General features: G+C 53.8%; 12 protein-coding genes. 5 read left to right on the top strand and 7 right to left on the bottom strand.

The features are described from left to right. Window positions 1-130: 130 nt before the first annotated feature. Window positions 131-1,699 carry a multicopper oxidase CueO gene (gene cueO, locus ACLHV9_RS03945; RefSeq protein WP_407220182.1) on the bottom strand — a complete coding sequence of 523 codons (1,569 nt, stop codon included), beginning with the start codon at window positions 1,697-1,699 and terminating at the stop codon, window positions 131-133. Between the two features lie 145 nt (window positions 1,700-1,844). Between cueO and ACLHV9_RS03940 the strand changes: the two genes are divergently transcribed. The 3 genes from ACLHV9_RS03940 (at window position 1,845) to speD (ending at window position 3,972) form a co-directional block, all read left to right on the top strand. Then, window positions 1,845-2,192, top strand: coding sequence for a YacC family pilotin-like protein (locus ACLHV9_RS03940; protein WP_028016713.1), 348 nt, complete (start codon window positions 1,845-1,847; stop codon window positions 2,190-2,192). A 115-nt stretch (window positions 2,193-2,307) separates the two neighbouring features. Beyond that, window positions 2,308-3,177, top strand: a complete 870-nt coding sequence (gene speE / locus ACLHV9_RS03935) for a polyamine aminopropyltransferase (protein ID WP_028016712.1) — start codon at window positions 2,308-2,310, stop codon at window positions 3,175-3,177. Next, window positions 3,178-3,972: an adenosylmethionine decarboxylase gene (speD, locus tag ACLHV9_RS03930; protein ID WP_028016711.1), complete on the top strand. Its 795-nt coding sequence runs from the start codon at window positions 3,178-3,180 to the stop codon at window positions 3,970-3,972. It abuts the gene before it with no gap. A 31-nt stretch (window positions 3,973-4,003) separates the two neighbouring features. Here the strand turns inward: speD and yacL are convergent, their stop codons facing one another. After that, window positions 4,004-4,366: a protein YacL gene (gene yacL, locus ACLHV9_RS03925; protein ID WP_028016710.1), complete on the bottom strand. Its 363-nt coding sequence runs from the start codon at window positions 4,364-4,366 to the stop codon at window positions 4,004-4,006. 190 nt (window positions 4,367-4,556) lie between these two features. Continuing rightward, window positions 4,557-7,154 carry a bifunctional aconitate hydratase 2/2-methylisocitrate dehydratase gene (gene acnB, locus ACLHV9_RS03920; RefSeq protein WP_407220181.1) on the bottom strand — a complete coding sequence of 866 codons (2,598 nt, stop codon included), beginning with the start codon at window positions 7,152-7,154 and terminating at the stop codon, window positions 4,557-4,559. A gap of 399 nt (window positions 7,155-7,553) precedes the next feature. Between acnB and ACLHV9_RS03915 the strand changes: the two genes are divergently transcribed. Together ACLHV9_RS03915 and ACLHV9_RS03910 are read left to right on the top strand one after the other, a co-directional pair. After that, a complete protein-coding gene (locus ACLHV9_RS03915) occupies window positions 7,554-9,113 on the top strand; it encodes a DUF3300 domain-containing protein (RefSeq protein ID WP_407220180.1) in 1,560 nt (519 codons plus the stop codon). A gap of 10 nt (window positions 9,114-9,123) precedes the next feature. After that, window positions 9,124-9,915 carry a DUF2950 family protein gene (locus ACLHV9_RS03910; RefSeq protein ID WP_407220179.1) on the top strand — a complete coding sequence of 264 codons (792 nt, stop codon included), beginning with the start codon at window positions 9,124-9,126 and terminating at the stop codon, window positions 9,913-9,915. 70 nt (window positions 9,916-9,985) lie between these two features. Here the strand turns inward: ACLHV9_RS03910 and traT are convergent, their stop codons facing one another. The 4 genes from traT to aceE all read right to left on the bottom strand — a co-directional run bounded on the left by traT (window position 9,986) and on the right by aceE (window position 17,086). After that, a complete protein-coding gene (gene traT / locus ACLHV9_RS03905) occupies window positions 9,986-10,717 on the bottom strand; it encodes a conjugal transfer complement resistance protein TraT (RefSeq protein WP_028016706.1) in 732 nt (243 codons plus the stop codon). 195 nt (window positions 10,718-10,912) lie between these two features. Next, complete coding sequence (lpdA, locus tag ACLHV9_RS03900; protein ID WP_023332094.1) at window positions 10,913-12,337, bottom strand: dihydrolipoyl dehydrogenase; 1,425 nt, start codon at window positions 12,335-12,337, stop codon at window positions 10,913-10,915. A gap of 175 nt (window positions 12,338-12,512) precedes the next feature. Beyond that, entirely contained in the window at window positions 12,513-14,408 is a 1,896-nt protein-coding gene (aceF, locus tag ACLHV9_RS03895; protein WP_108089575.1) for a pyruvate dehydrogenase complex dihydrolipoyllysine-residue acetyltransferase, read from the bottom strand. Window positions 14,409-14,422: 14 nt separating this feature from the next. Then, on the bottom strand, window positions 14,423-17,086 hold the full coding sequence (gene aceE, locus ACLHV9_RS03890) for a pyruvate dehydrogenase (acetyl-transferring), homodimeric type (RefSeq protein WP_028016704.1): 2,664 nt from the start codon (window positions 17,084-17,086) through the stop codon (window positions 14,423-14,425). Between the last annotated feature and the right edge of the window lie 18 nt (window positions 17,087-17,104).

The following is a 17,104-nucleotide window of genomic DNA, read 5'->3' as shown; positions in this document are numbered from 1 at the left end:
AAGCCAGATGGCGGCTACGCCTTACCCGGCCTACGGTAATATGCAAAACGGCAACTTCGGTTGCCGTTTTTGTGTTTATTCCCTCTCCCTGTGGGAGAGGGTCAGGGTGAGGGCATCAGGCCGCACTAATCTAAACGGTGAACCCCAACATCATCCCCGTATCTTCATGCTCCAGCAGATGACAGTGCGCCATATAGGCAAACTCTTTCGGCGCGGCATGGTCAAATTTCACCAGCACCTCGCTGACCCCTCCTTCAACCCTGACGGTATCTTTCCAGCCCGCGCGGTGCGCATCCGGCGCTTTGCCGTTCTCAGAAAGAATGCGGAACTGGGTACCGTGGATATGGAACGGATGCAGCATCATGTCGCCTTCGCCAGAAATCACCCAACGCTCAAACTGCCCTTTTGTGGCAGCAAACATTGGCGTGTTCATGTCGAACGCCTGGCCGTTGATCATGTTGGCGTTGTGGAAGTCAAAGCCATGGTCACCATGATTCATGTTGCCCATACCGCCCATTTTGCCGTGGTCCATATTCATATGCCCCATCATCTGCCCGTGGTGCATCCCCGCCATCGCCCGATCGCCATATTTCGCCATCAGCGCCTGCATACCCATCATATCGAGCATCGGGTTCATGGAAAGCTGCAGCTTGCGTTGGGTTAAACCTTCAAGGGAAGGTAACGCCGGGAGCGACGTCAGCGTATCCTGCAGCGTGCCCGATGCTGTAACCTGCAGTGGCTGGATCCGCAACACCGGGTGCGGCTTGTCAAAGGGCGCAAGCGCCATACCCATCTGGCTGACCGGCAACGTGACCAGGTCAAACACTTTGCCGTCGCTGATATCCACCAGCACTTCAAAACGTTCCCCCATCAGCATTGGGAGCTCGCTCGCTTTCACCGGTTCAGGTAGCAATCCGCCGTCGCTGGCGACCACGTACAGAGGACGATTATCACTGGTAGCAAAGTTCAGGGAGCGTGCATTGCACCCGTTAAGCAGACGTAAACGCAGCCAGCCCTTCGGCGCGGCGTGCTGCGGATAAATGGCGCCGTTGGTCAGCAGAGTATCACCAAACCAGCCTACCGCCGCGGTCATCACATCCAGTTGATAATCAATCTGACCGTCTGCGGTGAATTTTTTGTCCTGGACAATCACCGGTACATCGTCGATCCCCCACTGTTTAGGCAGACGCAGCAGGCGGCTTTCGTCATCTTCAATCAGCACCAGGCCCGCCAACCCCATTGCCACCTGATGGCCCGTTTTGCCGTGCTGATGGGGGTGGAACCAGCAGGTCGCGGCGCGCTGGTCAGGCGTAAAGGTAACGCTGCGCGTACCGCCCGCTTTAATAATCCCTTGCGGACCGCCGTCGACCTCGCCCGGCACCTCCAGCCCGTGCCAGTGCAGCGTCGTCTCTTCTGCCAGCGTGTTGTGAATATCAACGGTGACGGCTTTCCCTTTACGTAGCTGAAGCGCTGGACCAAGCAGATTGCCGTTATAACCCCACGTAGTAGCGTTGTGTCCACCGAAGGCCGTTTTACCGGACTGAACAACAAGCTGGATACGACTACGAGCGTCAGCAGTCAGTAAGTCCGGGATGGGTAAGGCAGGTCTGTCAGCCGCGAAAACCGTGCGGCTCCACAGTGGTAATGCGCTGGCAACCCCCAGCGCAACGGAATATTTTAAAAAATCACGACGTTGCATGTTCATTTCCTTATTTCCAGCCGGCGATCTTTTGAGCATAAACCCTCCCCTTACCGGAAGGTCAAGTAAAGCGGTAATAATAAAGATCGTCGCACTGGCACCAAGTATGCTAACGTTATTTTTCCGTGAAGCAGTGGTAGAAGCAATGAAGACGTTTTTCAGGACAATTTTGTTCACCAGCCTGATGGCAATGTGTGCGAACAGCTATGCGCTAAGTGAAAATGAAGCGGAAGATATGGCCGATCTGACGGCGGTTTTTGTGTTCCTGAAAAATGATTGTGGCTACCAGAATTTACCCAACGGGCAAATTCGCCGCGCGCTGGTCTTTTTTGCTCAGCAGAACCAATGGGACCTCAGCAATTACGACAGCTTCGACATGAAATCTCTTGGTGAAGACAGCTACCGTGACCTGAGCGGTATTGGTATCCCTACTGCCAAAAAATGCAAAGCGCTGGCTCGCGATTCACTCAGCCTGCTCGCCTACGTGAAATAAGCTTCCCGACGCTCCTTGTTGAGCCTGTAGCCGTGCAACCACGGTGAGAGTTAGCTATCATGTTTCGCTCACTTTTTGTGAATGTAACGGATGTTAACAAAGGAGGAGTCTGCGTATGGCCGACCACACGTTGTGGCATGAAACACTGCATGACCAGTTTGGTCAGTACTTTGCCGTTGATAACGTGCTCTATCATGAGAAAACCGATCACCAGGATCTGATCATCTTCGAGAATGCCGCCTTTGGCCGCGTCATGGCGCTGGACGGCGTCGTGCAAACGACCGAGCGAGATGAGTTTATCTATCATGAAATGATGACCCACGTCCCGCTGCTGGCGCACGGGCATGCGAAGCATGTCCTGATTATCGGCGGTGGCGACGGGGCTATGCTGCGTGAAGTTTCTCGCCATCGCTCTATTGAAACCATCACCATGGTGGAGATCGATGCGGGCGTGGTCTCTTTCTGCCGTCAGTACCTGCCCAACCACAATGCTGGTAGCTATGACGATCCGCGTTTTAATCTGGTGATTGACGACGGGGTTAACTTCGTTAATCAGACCACGCAGACCTTTGATGTCATTATCTCAGACTGTACCGACCCCATCGGCCCAGGCGCGTCGCTGTTTACTTCCTCCTTCTACGAAGGCTGCAAGCGCTGCCTGAATCCTGGAGGGATCTTTGTCGCGCAAAATGGCGTCTGCTTCCTGCAGCAGGATGAAGCTCTCGATAGCCATCGCAAACTGAGCACCTACTTTGGCGACGTCAGCTTCTACCAGGCCGCCATTCCGACCTACTACGGCGGGATCATGACCTTTGCCTGGGCGACGGATAACGACGTGCTGCGCCATCTCTCCACCGAAATTATCCAGGCCCGTTTCCATCAGGCTGGTCTTCAGTGCCGATATTACAATCCTGCTGTTCATACCGCAGCGTTTGCGCTGCCACAGTATCTTCAGGACGCCTTATCCACTAAGGGGGTGAGCTAATTGAAAAAGCTTAAACTACATGGCTTTAACAACCTGACCAAAAGCCTGAGTTTTTGTATTTACGATATCTGCTATGCCAAAACAGCGGAAGAACGCGATGGTTACATCGCCTATATCGATGAACTCTACAACGCCAACCGTCTGACCGAGATCCTGTCAGAAACCTGCTCGATTATCGGGGCAAACATCCTGAATATCGCCAGACAGGATTATGAACCTCAGGGTGCCAGCGTAACCATTCTGGTGAGCGAAGAACCCGTCGATCCTAAGCTTATCGACAAAACCGAACATCCGGGCCCGCTGCCGGAAGTGGTTGTTGCTCACCTTGATAAAAGCCATATCTGCGTTCATACCTATCCGGAGAGCCATCCGGAAGGTGGGCTGTGTACGTTCCGCGCCGATATAGAAGTGTCGACCTGCGGCGTGATCTCCCCGCTGAACGCGCTGAACTATTTAATCCACCAACTGGAATCCGATATCGTCACCATTGATTACCGCGTGCGCGGTTTCACCCGTGATATCAACGGCATGAAGCACTTCATTGACCACGAGATCAACTCGATTCAGAACTTTATGTCTGAGGATATGAAGGCGCTGTACGACATGATGGACGTGAACGTATATCAGGAGAACATCTTCCATACCAAGATGTTACTGAAGGAATTCGACCTTAAGCACTACATGTTCCACACGAAGCCGGAAGATCTGAGCGAAGAAGAGCGTAAGGCCATCACTGACCTGCTCTGGAAAGAGATGCGCGAAATCTACTACGGCCGCAATATTCCGGCCGTGTAAGTGTTGCCCGGAGCAAGGATGCTTCGGGAAATTATCTCTGTTTCATAAACTCGCGGTATGCATTCACCACCTTCAGGAAGTCTTCAACGCCGCACAGCGACAGACTCTCTTCATCGTAGTAGCTCATCCCCTCTTCCATCTCGTCACCCGAGAATTCAAGCTGGTTGGCTCGCACCATCACCTCTTCGCCATCCATCCACAGCGTGTATTCGTGTCCGGCACGTTGCCAGGAGCGTTCACTGCCTTTCACCGTATTCGCCGCCTGTTCAACTTCATCAAGAAGTGCGAGATTCTCTTTCACCTCTTCGTTAAACCAGTGTCCAACGGCTTCGTGGCCCATCGACATACGCACTTTCACCACTCCGGTGATGTCGCGCAGAAATTCGTAATCCATAGTGTTTTCCTCTGCAAAGCCATTAGGGTAATTATCGCAGCAGAGAGGCAGAAAAAAAGCGTGGGAGGTAGGAGGAATGAAAATAAAAAGGTGAGAGCGAGACCCTGCGGCCTGATGCCCTCACCCCGTCCCTCTCCCACGGGAGAGGGTGCAAACACTAAAAACCGTCTCGTGGAGACGGTTTTGCTGTTTATACTGCCGTCTGGAAGATAACCCCGTCAGCCTTCTCGGTGTACTGAGAGAGCTGGTCGAAGTTCAGATAGCGATAGGTATCCACCGCCGTCTTATCAACCTGAGCCACAAAGGTCTGGTACTCTTCCGGCGTTGGCAGTTTGCCAATCAGCGCCGCAACCGCCGCCAGCTCCGCAGAAGCCAGGAAGACGTTCGCACCGGTACCTAAACGGTTCGGGAAGTTACGGGTAGAGGTGGACACCACCGTCGCACCGTCAGCTACGCGCGCCTGGTTACCCATACACAGGGAACAGCCAGGAATTTCGATACGCGCCCCACTCTTACCAAACACGCTGTAGTAGCCCTCTTCGGTCAGCTGAGCCGCGTCCATACGGGTTGGCGGTGCCACCCACAGACGGGTTGGCAACTGGCCTTTATGGGTATCCAGCAATTTACCTGCCGCGCGGAAGTGACCAATGTTGGTCATACAAGAACCGATGAACACTTCATCGATCTTCTCGCCCTGAACATCAGAGAGCAGACGCGCATCGTCCGGATCGTTCGGTGCACACAGAATTGGCTCTTTGATATCCGCCAGATCGATGTCGATCACTGCCGTGTATTCTGCGTCAGCATCAGCTTCCAGCAGCTGCGGATCGGCCAGCCATTTTTCCATGCCCTGGATACGACGCTCCAGCGTACGACGGTCGCCGTAGCCTTCTGCAATCATCCACTTCAACAGCACGATGTTAGAGTTCAGATACTCAATAATCGGCTCTTTGTTCAGCTTGATGGTACAGCCCGCAGCAGAACGTTCAGCGGAGGCATCGGTCAGTTCGAACGCCTGCTCAACTTTCAGATCTGGCAGACCTTCAATTTCCAGGATACGGCCAGAGAAGATGTTTTTCTTACCTTTCTTCTCAACGGTCAGCAGGCCCTGTTTAATCGCATACAGCGGGATCGCGTGAACCAGGTCACGCAGGGTGATACCCGGCTGCATTTTGCCTTTGAAGCGCACCAGAACAGATTCCGGCATATCCAGCGGCATCACGCCAGTTGCCGCAGCAAACGCCACCAGACCAGAACCCGCCGGGAAGGAGATACCAATCGGGAAACGGGTATGGGAGTCACCACCGGTACCCACGGTATCTGGCAGCAGCATACGGTTCAGCCATGAGTGGATAACACCATCACCCGGACGCAGGGAAACCCCGCCACGGTTCATGATGAAGTCAGGCAGCGTGTGGTGTGTCGTCACATCAACCGGCTTCGGATACGCCGCAGTGTGGCAGAAGGACTGCATCACCAGATCGGAAGAGAAGCCCAGGCACGCCAGGTCTTTCAGTTCGTCACGGGTCATTGGGCCAGTGGTATCCTGGGAGCCCACAGAGGTCATCTTCGGCTCGCAGTATGCACCAGGACGGATACCGGCGACGCCGCATGCACGACCAACCATTTTCTGCGCCAGTGAGTAACCGCGATTGCTTTCCGCAACGTCTTTCGCGTGACGGAATACATCGCTGTGTGGCAGACCCAGCGCTTCACGCGCTTTGGTTGTCAGGCCACGGCCAATAATCAGAGGAATACGGCCACCTGCACGCACTTCGTCGATCAGCACGTCGGTTTTCAGCTCGAAGCTTGCCAGCAGTTCGTTGGTTTCGTGGTTACGTACTTCGCCTTTGAACGGATAAACGTCAATCACGTCGCCCATGTTCAGGTTAGAAACATCCACTTCGATCGGCAGTGCACCCGCATCTTCCATGGTGTTGAAGAAGATTGGAGCAATTTTTCCGCCGAGGCACAGACCGCCACCGCGCTTATTCGGCACGTGTGGAATGTCGTCGCCCATGAACCACAGCACGGAGTTGGTTGCAGACTTACGGGAAGAACCGGTACCCACGACGTCACCCACATAAGCCAGCGGGAAACCTTTTTTCTGCAGAGCTTCGATCTGTTTGATCGGCCCGACGCTGCCTGGCTGATCCGGCTCAATGCCTTCGCGGGCGTTTTTCAGCATCGCCAGGGCGTGCAGAGGGATATCCGGGCGAGACCACGCGTCCGGTGCCGGAGAGAGGTCATCGGTGTTGGTTTCGCCCGTCACTTTAAAGACGGTAACGGTAATTTTTTCAGCCAGAGCAGGACGGTTCAGGAACCATTCGGCATCAGCCCAGGATTGCATCACCTGCTTCGCATAGACATTGCCCGCTTTCGCTTTTTCTTCCACATCGTAGAAGTTATCGAACATCAGCAGCGTTGAGGAGAGCGCTTTAGCGGCAATCGGAGCCAGCTTGTCGTTATCCAGCGCGTCAATCAGCGGATGAATGTTGTAGCCGCCCTGCATAGTGCCGAGCAGTTCAATGGCTTTTTCAGGAGTAACCAGTGGGGAGGTGGCTTCGCCTTTGGCGATAGCAGCAAGGAATCCGGCTTTTACGTAGGCAGCTTCATCTACGCCAGGCGGTACGCGGTTGATCAACAGATCTAACAGGAATTCTTCTTCGCCCTTAGGCGGGTTCTTCAGCAGCTCGACGAGCGCGGCCATTTGGGTTGCATCTAAAGGTTTGGGTACAATTCCCTCGGCGGCACGTTCTGCTACGTGCTTACGGTATTCTTCTAGCACGACGGTTCTCCTCGCTCTCATTGTCATATGCGGCGGGCGTTCTCTTCACGCTCCTGTGAGACAGCAGTTTGTAGGGTAAATGCCCGATACCGCGTCGGGCAGCATAGCAGGATTTCTGCACAGTGTTAATCCGTTTACAAAAAAGCAACATTAAAAAATTTGCTGAATCGTTAAGCATGGTGTAGCGAGAATTAAGGGCATCATTTTGCGACATCTTCTGCACCGTGACGCTTCAGTTTTTTCTCCATCAGATATAATTGTGTAATAAATACTCACACTCTTTATCCGGGCGTCCCGGACGCTTCCCAATAAAAGTCAAAACAGTAAAAGACGGGTGAATAATACTCACGCCAACCGTAACGCCTCACGGCACAGCGCTTGTCTCGTTGGAGTCATTTTATGAAGTTGCCCTTTAAGCCACATCTGCTCGTCCTTCTGTGCAGTGCCGGGCTGTTTGCCGCCTCAGGCGTCATGTTTGTCAAAGGTCGCGCAACGGAGCCCGCTGCGCCGGCCCCCGTCGCACAACAGCCGGCTGCACCGGCGGCGCCTGCCGCAGCCCAGCCCGCCCCTGTTGTCGCGCCAGCCTACACTGCCGCGCAAATCGATCAATGGGTTGCTCCCATCGCGCTCTACCCGGATGCCCTGCTGTCGCAAATTTTGATGGCATCAACCTACCCGGCCAACGTCATCCAGGCTGCACAGTGGTCGAAAGACAACCCTAAAATGGAAGGTGATGCCGCTATTCAGGCCGTTGCCAGCCAACCCTGGGATCCCAGCGTAAAATCGCTGGTCGCCTTTCCTCAGTTGATGTCACTGATGGGAGAGAACCCACCGTGGGTACAAAATCTGGGCGATGCGTTTCTCGCACAACCCAAAGATGTGATGGATTCCGTTCAACGCCTGCGCGTGCTGGCGCAGAAGACCGGAGCCTTACAGTCGACACCTCAACAAACAGTCACCACGGTGACAAAAGCGGCGCCGTCTAAAACGAGCACCAGCGAGTCAACCACGACAAACACAACGTCCGCACCGGCTCCAACGGTGATCAAAATTGAATCTGCCGATCCACAAGTCGTGTACGTTCCCACCTACAACCCTAATACGGTTTACGGAACCTGGCCAAACACCGCTTATCCCCCCACCTATCTCCCGCCTTCACCCGGCGAGCAGTTTGGCAACAGCTTCGTTAACGGTTTAGGCTTCAGCCTGGGCGTCGCGACAACCTATGCCATCTTCAGCAGCATCGACTGGGATGATGACGATGACTGGGATCATCACCATGACGACTGGGATAATCACGGCGGCTATAACCGCAACGGTGATAACAACATCAATATCAACGTTGAGAACTTCAATAAAATCAGCGGGCAGCGCCTGACGGATGCCAACCGCACCTGGCAGCACAACCCGGCTTATCGGGAAGGCGTACCCTATCCGACGAGCCAGCTCAACAACCGCTTCCACTCCACCAACACGGCCGTAGGGTTAAGTTCAACGCAGCAAAAACCGGTTAATCGCGATAGCCAGCGTCAGGCCGCCCTCAGCCAGATGGAGAAATCAACGGGTAAAACCTTCCCTCAAACGGCACGTCCGGGAACCAAAGATGTCCAGCGCAAGGCCTCAAATGAGCAGCTGAAGCAGATTTCCCAGCGCAACAACTACCGTGGCTATGACACCAAACCACAGACGACAAAGCGGACGACTACACAGCAGCGTGATAATCGTCAGACCACAGCGCAAAGAAATGAAAAACGGGTTTCGCAACCTGCGCAGCAACGCACAACCCAGCAGCGAATCAGTCAGCCCCGGGCTAATGCTCTGAGTGGCAACGACAGCCGCTCCGCCAACTGGCAGGCACAGCAGCAGCGAGGGGCGCAAAGCCGACAGATCGCTCGTCAACAACAACCGCACCAGGCAGCTGGCGGACGCGCTGAACGCCGTGAAATTCGACATCGTTAAGGGAGCCGACATGAAAAGTAAACTACTCAGTGGAATGGTGTTGTTCATGCTTTCGGCCTCGGCGATGGCGCAACAATCTTTTAGCACGCCTGACCAGGCGACCGACGCACTGGCAAATGCCATTCGTGATCAGAATGAAAGTGCAATGAATAACCTGCTTGGAGAGAACTGGCGCGATTTTCTGCCCCCAGAAGGGGTTGATCCTGATGCCGTCGATCGCTTCCTGCGCGACTGGAAAGTCCGTCATAACACCGTTGTTGAAGGTAATACGGCGCATCTTGTTGTCGGAGAGACCGACTGGCAACTTCCTATTCCGGTCATCAAGACCACTTCCGGCTGGCAATTTGATATCAAAGAAGGTGCTGAGGAGATCCTGACCCGCGAAATTGGGCGTAACGAGCTCGCAGCGATTGAAGCCTTACATGCTTACGTGGATGCACAGCAGAGCTATTATGCGATGAACCAGAAGTATGCCCAGAAGATCGTCAGCACCACAGGGAAAAAGGACGGTTTGTACTGGCCTGCATCACCCGGTGAAGCGCCCAGCCCGCTCGGTCCGGCATTCAGTCCAAAAGAACCGGGTACTGGGTATCACGGCTATCGCTTCAGAATTTTGCCGGATAACCACGGTTTCGCAATGGTTGCCTGGCCGGTCAGCTACGGCCAGACGGGCGTAATGAGCTTTTTGATAAATCAGGACGACAAGGTGTTCCAGTCGGATCTCGGCAGCGATTCGGAGCATAAGGCGCGGGCGCTGGCCTCATATGCTCCTGATAAAACCTGGCAGCCCGTCGAGCCCTGAATGTGCGGTAGCTCTTCTCCAGCGAGGCCTGTAGGCCGGGTAAGGCAAAGTCGCCGCCCGGCTTTTTAACTTACAGAATATTTGCGACCGATTTTGCCAGTTGCGCTTCCAGAACCGGTTTCGCTTCTTCGAATTTCAGGTTCACTTTATTAGCATTAGACACGACACGTGTCTGATACTTAGCGCGATCGCCCTGCTCGGAGCTGGTCTGCAGTTTCACGCCCGATGTACCCTGACGCAGTGCCGCGATGTTATCGGTGGTGACTTTTGCTTTGCTACGCTCAGAGATCTGCAGGTCGGTCACCATGGTATAGTTCACATCTTCTACCATCGCATCCGCCGCCATACCGATCAGACCTGCCGCCAGACCCACACCCAACGCCGCACCAGAAGAGTTGCTGTTGTAGGCCGTAATACCGGCACCCAGCGCAGCACCAACAGCGGCACCTTCATAGCCAGTCTTCAGATAGCCCTGAGATTCTCGCAGGTCCATTTTGTCTGCTTTCAGAACGTTAGCCTGCACCCAATAGTATGCGCTGTCAGGAGAGCTGGTGACCTTGTATCCCTTGGCACTCAGATCGTTTGCCAGTAGCGTCTGCAGGTTGCTCATGTCTTTATCAGAGGTGTTTTTAACCTGAATGTAGACTGTTTTTTCGTTAGATGGCTCCAGCCAGATGGTTTCGCTCATCTGAGTTTTCACTTCCAGATTACGTTTTTTCACCGCAGTGGTCATCGCACCACACCCGGTCAGCGTCATCGCTGCTGCCACTAAGCCAATCACCGCAACTTTCTTCAAAGACATGTTATTTCCTTTTTTCGTGTAATCAAAAGTCCAGAACCCCTAAACCGTGCGGCCAGTAGCTACACAATGGTGAAAAAGGTATCGGCAGATGAGAGAAATTTTTTAGCGGAAATATCAATAAGATACCTACCATAATGGGTAGGCTTTAGACAAAAAAAACGCCTCCGAAGAGGCGTTTAGCAATCGTGAAGAAACTTATTTCTTCTTCGCTTTCGCGTTTGGCAGGTCGGTGATGCTGCCTTCAAACACTTCTGCCGCAAGGCCCACAGACTCGTGCAGAGTTGGGTGAGCGTGGATAGTCAACGCGATGTCTTCAGCGTCACAACCCATTTCGATAGCCAGACCGATTTCACCCAGCAGCTCACCGCCGTTGGTACCGACAATCGCACCACCGATAACGCGGTGAGTCTCTTTGTCGAAGATCAGTTTGGTCATACCGTCTGCGCAGTCGGAAGCGATAGCACGGCCAGAAGCAGCCCACGGGAAGGTGGCGGTTTCGTAGCTGATGCCTTTCTCTTTCGCTTCTTTCTCAGTCAGACCAACCCATGCAACTTCTGGCTCGGTGTACGCGATGGATGGGATCACTTTCGGATCGAAGTAGTGTTTCATGCCGGCGATAACTTCAGCGGCAACGTGACCTTCATGAACACCTTTGTGTGCCAGCATTGGCTGACCGACGATATCGCCGATAGCAAAGATGTGCGGCACGTTGGTGCGCAGCTGTTTGTCAACGCGGATGAAGCCACGGTCGTCCACTTCCACGCCAGCTTTGCCCGCGTCGAGGTTTTTACCGTTCGGCACACGGCCGATAGCCACCAGCACCGCGTCGTAACGCTGTGGTTCGGATGGGGCTTTTTTGCCTTCCATGGAAACGTAAATACCGTCTTCTTTCGCTTCAACGGCAGTGACTTTGGTTTCCAGCATCAGGTTGAATTTCTTGCTGATGCGTTTGGTGAAGACTTTAACGATGTCTTTGTCAGCAGCCGGGATAACCTGGTCGAACATTTCAACCACGTCAATATCTGAACCCAGCGCATGGTACACGGTACCCATTTCCAGACCGATGATACCGCCACCCATAACCAGCAGGCGTTTTGGAACGGTTTTCAGTTCCAGCGCATCGGTGGAATCCCAAACACGAGGATCTTCGTGTGGAATGAATGGCAGTTCGATTGGGCGAGAGCCTGCCGCGATGATCGCGTTGTCGAAGTTAATCACGGTTTTACCGTTTTCGCCTTCCACTTCCAGGGTGTTCGCACCGGTGAATTTACCCAGACCGTTTACCACTTTCACTTTACGGCCTTTGGCCATACCTGCCAGACCGCCGGTCAGCTGAGTGATAACTTTCTCTTTCCAGGTACGAATTTTGTCGATATCGGTTTTCGGCTCGCCGAAGACGATACCGTGTTCAGCCAGCGCTTTGGCTTCTTCGATAACTTTGGCTACGTGCAGCAGCGCTTTAGAAGGGATACAGCCGACGTTCAGACAAACACCACCGAGGGTGCTGTAACGTTCTACGATGACGGTTTCCAGACCTAAATCCGCGGCGCGGAATGCTGCGGAGTAACCTGCCGGGCCTGCCCCAAGTACTACGACCTGAGTTTTGATTTCTGTGCTCATCATGACCTCTTAATTTATACCCGTCGTCCACCGGGTCGTTCTATCCGCCCGCAGTTTACAAAATTGTTAACAATTTTGAAACAACAAACGGCTCACGAATTATCGCTTTCGCCAATAACCTCACAAACACCATGAGATTACCAGAAAAAAGCCGGCCGTCAGGCCGGCTTTTCGATTACATCACCAGGCGGCGAATGTCGCTCAGGGTGTTGTTGATGATGGTGATGAAACGCGCACCATCAGCACCGTCGATCACGCGGTGGTCGAAGGACAGAGAGATTGGCATCATCAGACGCGGTACGAACTCTTTGCCATTCCACACCGGCTCCATCGCGGACTTGGACACACCAAGGATCGCAACTTCAGGCGCGTTCACAATCGGTGCGAAGTGGGTTGTACCCAGGCCACCGATGCTGGAGATAGTGAAGCAACCGCCCTGCATTTCGCCAGCAGTCAGCTTACCATCACGCGCTTTTTTGGAGATCACGGTCAGTTCACGGGACAGCTCAGTGATGCTCTTCTTGTTCACGTCTTTGAAGACCGGAACAACCAGACCATTTGGCGTATCAACCGCAACACCGATGTTGATGTATTTCTTCAGCGTCAGCTTCTGGCCATCTTCGGACAGGGAGCTGTTGAAGCGTGGCATCTGCTCAAGAGCAGCGGCAACGGCTTTCATGATGAAGACCACTGGGGTGAATTTCACGTCCAGTTTACGCTTCTCAGCTTCGGCGTTCTGCTGTTTACGGAACGCTTCCAGATCGGTGATATCGGTTTTGTCGAAGTGCGTAACGTGCGGGATCATCACCCAGTTACGGCTCAGGTTAGCACCAGAGATTTTCTGGATACGGCCCAGTTCCACTTCTTCGATTTCGCCGAACTTGCTGAAGTCCACTTTCGGCCATGGCAGCATGCCCGGGATGCCGCCGCCTGCCGCTGCAGCTGGTGCAGCTTCAGCGCGTTTCACCGCGTCTTTCACGTAAGTCTGAACGTCTTCGCGCAGGATACGACCTTTACGGCCAGTCCCTTTCACTTTCGCCAGGTTAACACCGAATTCGCGCGCCAGGCGACGAATCAGCGGAGTCGCGTGGACGTAAGCGTCGTTTTCAGCGAACTCAGATTTGCCTTCCGCTTTTGCAGCAGGGGCAGCAGCTGGTTTAGCAGCCTGAGCCGGTGCAGCAGTTGGTGCTGGAGCAGCCGCGGCCGCCGGAGCAGCAGCAGGCGCAGCGCCTTCTACTTCGAAGACCATGATCAGAGAGCCGGTAGACACTTTGTCGCCAGTGCTGATTTTGATCTCTTTAACGGTACCCGCGAATGGCGCAGGGACTTCCATGGAAGCCTTGTCGCCTTCAACGGTGATCAGTGACTGTTCAGCGGCAACTTTGTCGCCCACTTTAACCATCACTTCGGTCACTTCAACTTCGTCACCGCCGATGTCTGGTACGTTAACGTCTTTCGCGCCACCAGCAACCGCTGGAGCCGCGGCCGCCGGAGCAGCTGCCTGTGCAGGCGCAGCAGCAGGTGCAGCACCCGCCACTTCGAAGATCATGATCAGAGAGCCAGTAGACACTTTGTCACCGGTGTTGATCTTGATCTCTTTAACGGTACCCGCGAACGGCGCTGGCACTTCCATAGAGGCTTTGTCGCCTTCTACGGTGATCAGTGACTGCTCAGCCGCAACGGTATCGCCCACTTTCACCAGGATCTCAGTGACTTCAACTTCGTCACCGCCGATGTCAGGCACGTTAACTTCTTTCGCGCTCGCGGCAGCTGCTGGAGCAGCGGCGGCCGGAGCGGCTTTCTTCTCTTCCTGCGCAGGTGCAGCAGTTGCTGCACCGTCGGCGGAATCGAAAATCATGATCAGTTTGCCAGTCTCGGTTTTATCGCCAACAGAGACTTTGATCTCTTTAACGATGCCAGCCTGAGGAGACGGGACTTCCATAGAGGCTTTGTCGCCTTCTACGGTGATCAGCGACTGTTCAGCTTCAACTTTGTCGCCTACTTTGACCAGGATCTCGGTGATTTCAACTTCATCAGCCCCGATGTCCGGTACATTGATTTCGATAGCCATTATTCTTTTACCTCTTACGCCAGACGCGGGTTAACTTTTTCTGCATCGATGTTGAATTTGGTAATTGCTTCCGCAACCACTTTCTTATCGATTTCGCCACGTTTAGCCAGTTCGCCCAGTGCTGCTACAACCACGTAAGAAGCATCAACTTCGAAGTGGTGACGCAGGTTTTCGCGGCTGTCAGAACGACCGAAGCCGTCAGTACCCAGTACGCGATAATCATCAGCTGGTACGTAAGTACGAACCTGCTCAGCGAACAGTTTCATATAGTCAGTAGACGCCACCGCTGGTGCATCGTTCATCACCTGAGCGATGTACGGAACGCGCGGGGTTTCCATTGGGTGCAGCATGTTCCAGCGCTCACAATCCTGGCCATCACGCGCCAGTTCAGTGAAGGAGGTCACAGAGTACACATCGGAACCGACACCGTAGTCTTTCGCCAGGATCTGTGCTGCTTCACGTACGTGACGCAGGATAGAACCGGAGCCCAGCAGCTGAACTTTACCTTTGCTACCTTCGAGGGTTTCGAGTTTGTAGATACCTTTACGGATACCTTCCTCGGCACCTGCTGGCATTGCCGGCATGTGGTAGTTTTCGTTCAGGGTGGTGATGTAGTAGTAAACGTTCTCTTGTGCTTCACCGTACATGCGCTGCAGACCGTCATGCATGATGACTGCCACTTCGTACGCGTAAGACGGGTCGTAAGAGATACAGTTAGGGATAGTCAGAGACTGAATGTGGCTGTGACCATCTTCGTGCTGCAGACCTTCACCGTTCAGGGTCGTACGACCGGAAGTACCGCCTACCAGGAAGCCGCGAGCCTGTTGGTCGCCAGCCTGCCAGCACAGGTCACCGATACGCTGGAACCCGAACATGGAGTAGTAGATGTAGAACGGGATCATTGGCAGGTTGTTGGTGCTGTAAGAGGTCGCAGCAGCCAGCCAGGATGCGCCAGCACCCAGTTCGTTGATACCTTCCTGCAGGATCTGACCTTTCTCGTCTTCTTTGTAGTATGCAACCTGCTCACGGTCCTGCGGGGTGTACTGCTGGCCGTTCGGGCTGTAGATACCGATCTGACGGAACAGACCTTCCATACCGAAAGTACGCGCTTCGTCGGCGATGATTGGAACCAGACGATCTTTGATCGACTTGTTCTTCAGCATCACGTTCAGGGCACGAACGAAAGCGATGGTGGTAGAGATTTCTTTGTTCTGCTCTTCCAGCAGCTGAGAGAAGTCTTCCAGCGCTGGCAGTTCCAGTTTCTCGGTGAAGTTAGGCTGACGAGCTGGCAGGTAGCCTTTCAGCGCCTGACGACGTTCGTGCAGGTACTTGTGCTCTTCAGAGCCTTCCGGGAAGGTGATGTAAGACAGGTTTTCTACCTGCTCATCAGTCACTGGAACGTTGAAACGGTCGCGGATATAACGCACGCCGTCCATGTTCATTTTCTTAACCTGGTGAGCGATGTTTTTACCTTCTGCGGTATCACCCATGCCGTAACCTTTGATGGTGTGGGCCAGGATTACAGTCGCTTTACCTTTGGTTTCCTGCGCTTTTTTCAGTGCAGCGTAGACTTTCTTCGGATCGTGACCACCACGGTTCAGGGCCCAGATCTGCTCGTCAGTCCAGTCTGCAACCAGGGCTGCGGTTTCAGGATATTTACCGAAGAAGTGCTCACGAACGTAGGCACCGTCTTTGGATTTGAAGGTCTGGTAGTCACCGTCAACGGTTTCGTTCATCAGCTGGATCAGTTTACCGCTGGTGTCTTTACGCAGCAGCTCATCCCAACGACCGCCCCACATGACTTTAATCACGTTCCAGCCAGCACCGGCGAAGATGCCTTCCAGTTCGTTGATGATCTTACCGTTACCGGTGACCGGACCATCCAGACGCTGCAGGTTACAGTTGATGATGAAGCACAGGTTGTCCAGCTTCTCACGGGTCGCGATGGTGATCGCACCTTTAGATTCTGGCTCATCCATTTCACCGTCGCCCAGGAAGGCGTATACGGTCTGCTCAGAGGTGTCTTTCAGACCACGGTGTTCCAGATATTTCAGGAATTTAGCCTGGTAGATCGCACCGATTGGGCCCAGACCCATAGAAACGGTCGGGAACTGCCAGAAGGTTGGCATCAGTTTAGGGTGCGGATAAGAAGACAGACCTTTACCGTGAACTTCCTGACGGAAGTTGTTCATCTGCTCTTCAGTCAGACGACCTTCCAGGAATGCACGTGCATAGATGCCCGGAGAGATGTGGCCCTGGAAGTACACCAGATCGCCGCCGTCTTTCTCGTTCGCTGCACGGAAGAAGTGGTTGAAGCACACTTCGTAAACGGTTGCAGAAGACTGGAAGGACGCCATGTGGCCACCCAGTTCCAGGTCTTTCTTGGATGCGCGCAGAACGGTCATGATGGCGTTCCAGCGGATTGCAGAACGGATACGACGTTCCAGATCCAGATTGCCCGGGTATTCCGGTTCGTCTTCGACGGCAATCGTGTTTACGTAGTTGCTAGCCCCTGCACCTGAAGCAACCTTCACACCGCCTTTGCGGGCTTCAGAAAGCAGCTGATCAATCAGATACTGAGCGCGCTCAACACCTTCTTCACGGATGACCGATTCGATCGCCTGTAGCCAGTCGCGAGTTTCGATCGGATCCACGTCATTTTGGAGACGTTCTGACATGGGGGTATTCCTTATCTA

It is taken from the genome of Enterobacter sp. CPE_E890, assembly GCF_046521475.1.
In the GTDB taxonomy this organism is placed as follows: Bacteria; Pseudomonadota; Gammaproteobacteria; order Enterobacterales; family Enterobacteriaceae; genus Enterobacter; species Enterobacter adelaidei.
The sequence above is the reverse complement of the archived record's forward strand: the minus strand, read 5'-3'. Positions and strand labels throughout refer to the sequence as shown.

Excerpts from the sequence above, each read along its gene's own strand:
- aceE (WP_028016704.1), bottom strand. The coding sequence starts at position 17,086 with ATGTCAGAACGTCTCCAAAATGACGTGGATCCGATCGAAACTCGCGAC.
- ACLHV9_RS03940 (WP_028016713.1), top strand. The coding sequence starts at position 1,845 with ATGAAGACGTTTTTCAGGACAATTTTGTTCACCAGCCTGATGGCAATG.
- lpdA (WP_023332094.1), bottom strand. The coding sequence starts at position 12,337 with ATGAGCACAGAAATCAAAACTCAGGTCGTAGTACTTGGGGCAGGCCCG.
- speE (WP_028016712.1), top strand. The coding sequence starts at position 2,308 with ATGGCCGACCACACGTTGTGGCATGAAACACTGCATGACCAGTTTGGT.
- ACLHV9_RS03915 (WP_407220180.1), top strand. The coding sequence starts at position 7,554 with ATGAAGTTGCCCTTTAAGCCACATCTGCTCGTCCTTCTGTGCAGTGCC.
- traT (WP_028016706.1), bottom strand. The coding sequence starts at position 10,717 with ATGTCTTTGAAGAAAGTTGCGGTGATTGGCTTAGTGGCAGCAGCGATG.
- ACLHV9_RS03910 (WP_407220179.1), top strand. The coding sequence starts at position 9,124 with ATGAAAAGTAAACTACTCAGTGGAATGGTGTTGTTCATGCTTTCGGCC.
- aceF (WP_108089575.1), bottom strand. The coding sequence starts at position 14,408 with ATGGCTATCGAAATCAATGTACCGGACATCGGGGCTGATGAAGTTGAA.
- cueO (WP_407220182.1), bottom strand. The coding sequence starts at position 1,699 with ATGCAACGTCGTGATTTTTTAAAATATTCCGTTGCGCTGGGGGTTGCC.
- yacL (WP_028016710.1), bottom strand. The coding sequence starts at position 4,366 with ATGGATTACGAATTTCTGCGCGACATCACCGGAGTGGTGAAAGTGCGT.